2 protein-coding genes and 1 pseudogene are annotated in these 2,266 nt (G+C 54.0%); 1 reads left to right on the top strand and 2 read right to left on the bottom strand.

The genetic code is table 11. The annotated features are described in order from the left end of the window. Window positions 1-135 precede the first annotated feature (135 nt). Window positions 136-971 (bottom strand): annotated as a pseudogene (locus C448_RS06580) (IS5 family transposase). 179 nt (window positions 972-1,150) lie between these two features. Between C448_RS06580 and C448_RS15485 the strand changes: the two are divergent. After that, complete coding sequence (locus tag C448_RS15485; RefSeq protein ID WP_080503172.1) at window positions 1,151-1,873, top strand: HNH endonuclease; 723 nt, start codon at window positions 1,151-1,153, stop codon at window positions 1,871-1,873. A gap of 45 nt (window positions 1,874-1,918) precedes the next feature. Here the strand turns inward: C448_RS15485 and C448_RS06575 are convergent. Next, the coding region (locus C448_RS06575) for an NUDIX hydrolase (protein WP_004053001.1) at window positions 1,919-2,266 on the bottom strand (348 nt) is incomplete at its 5' end.

Here is a 2,266-nt window from a genome sequence, read left to right as displayed (position 1 = left end):
GGCCGCAAAACAGGAAATTCCACTTCCGTCATGCGATTAAACACGGCCATTCAACTAGATATGGAACAAACAACGTCGGTAGTCCGTGGTTCGGGAAACAGTCGGCTCTATTGAATCCACAGAGGGCAGCGGGATTCACGGTTTGAGTGCCAGTTCGAGGTTGTAGACCGCAGCGGTGAGCGTGATCTCGCGGAACTGACGATACCATGACCGCGCTCGGACGGCGGAGCCGTACGAGCGCTTGATCACCGAGTTCACGGTCTCACAGATCGAGCGCTGGTTGTAGAGTTCGTCCTGGATCCGTGCGTTATGCGCGTGATCGTACGGTGCGAAGACACGGTGCTTGATCAGCGGACGGACGCCTTCGGCCCNGCCCGGAGAGCCTCGCGAAAGCTCATGTCGTCGTAGCCCTTGTCGGCGGCGAGGCTGAGCAGGTCGCCCGCGTTCCGCAGGGCGACCTGCGGGCCAACGTTCGTTCCGTTGGGCCACTTCGCGCTACAGTGAACGTCGATAACCGCGCCCTGCGCGGTATCGACGAGAAACGTCGCTTGTACGGTCTGTACATCCCGATCACACCGCTTGAGATAGTGGCTCGATGCTTCTCTGCGGTCAAAGTAGGTGGCATCGATGGCGGCGTGACCGGACTGATCGAGCAGCTCCGACGAGAGTCGGAGCAGCTCTCGCCAAACAGCCATCGGCGCTCGATCAAGGGATTTGCACAGCGCGGATGGACCAATGAACTCGCCGCGCTCGAGGACGAGCGCGGCTCGAACACGTTCCATCTCTTCGGCCCAGTCGAGGACTTCGGCGAGTGTCGCGTCCATGTGTTCACGGAGAAAGTGCAGGACGGCGTGCTTCCAGCCGGCAACTCCGTTGCCGGCAGGATCGCTGATCTGGATCAGCGCTGCATCAGTAAGTTTTCGTGCAATCGAGACAGCCTGTTTGACGAAGCGGAAGAGAATCTTCTGCACAAAGACTCCTCTTCCGCTTCATCTCAATCGTTCTAACGACTCACCCCGACGCCGTCGGGGATTCAATAGAGCCGAAACAGTCAGAATCGCCTCCAAAATTGCAGAAAGGAGATGTTGTATTTGCAAGGAGAACAACAAGGTCTAGAGAGGGTGAAAAGGGTGACAAACCGTATGGCGTAATGGCATTGTGGGAGTACAATGGTAAAAGCAAGGTGAAATTTGATGATTTGCTACCTTGGACCGGGGGTGATTACGAATGGGTCATTTATCTTCGTGAGATCAAGACACTTGATCAGCCATATCAAGAGAATTTTAATAGACTACCATTCATCAGCCAAGCGCTACAATCAGATATCATCGGATTGCGACCTGAATATGCTCGTGGCTATTTTGAAGAGCTGCTTGATCAAGAATTCATCTCGGAAGGAGATTCAAGGTTTATTCAGGATCACTTCGAAACAGTAAAAAGTTCTGCTACAGATACAGATCACTCGCCCCATAGCATCTCGACGGCGGGGGAAAAACGATATACGAGCACAGTAGATCGGCGTCTCCGTGACCATCGTCTTGTGGAAGAAATAAAAGAAATATATTCGAATAAATGCCAAATCTGCCGAGATCACAGATTAAAGGATAAGAATGTAGGGTATTCAGAAGTGCATCACATTCAACCCCTCGGTAGACCACATGTGGGGGCAGATGTAAAGAAGAACATGATTGTTCTGTGTCCAAACCACCATTCGGATTTTGACAATGGGGTTGTTTCAATTGATCCAGATTCCCGAGAGATCGATCATCTCTACGAAAATGCTGTAGATGGGCAAGTTCTTCGCAGCCACCGCTCCCATACTATTGCTAAAGAGTATCTCAGATACCACATTAATGAGATATCTGTGCTGTAGGCTTAGTTGCGAATTTTACGTTCCAAGGGAGTTTGATACTATTGTTCATACAGGAAAGTCGGCATCCGAATCGACGACGCGGTCGGGATCGTCCGGCACGCGCCAGTCGGTCGTCAGTTCCAGAAACTGCACGAGGATGCGGCCGGTCGCGCCCCAGACCACGTAGTCGCCGACGCGGAAGAAGTGAAGTCGAACCTCGCCGTAGTGGGGGTGATCGCGGCGTTCGGAATCGTAGTTGTCGGGATCGGTGAGCGCCGCGATCGGCAGCACGACGACCTCGGCGACCTCGTGCTCGTCGGGGACGTACTCGCGATCGGGGACGCGTGCGACGAACGGCCGGACGGCGTAGCGCGTGATGGTGCGAATGTCGTCGAGTCGACCGACGACCTCGGC

It is taken from the genome of Halococcus morrhuae DSM 1307, assembly GCF_000336695.1.
In the GTDB taxonomy this organism is placed as follows: Archaea; Halobacteriota; Halobacteria; order Halobacteriales; family Halococcaceae; genus Halococcus; species Halococcus morrhuae.
The sequence above is the reverse complement of the archived record's forward strand: the minus strand, read 5'-3'. Positions and strand labels throughout refer to the sequence as shown.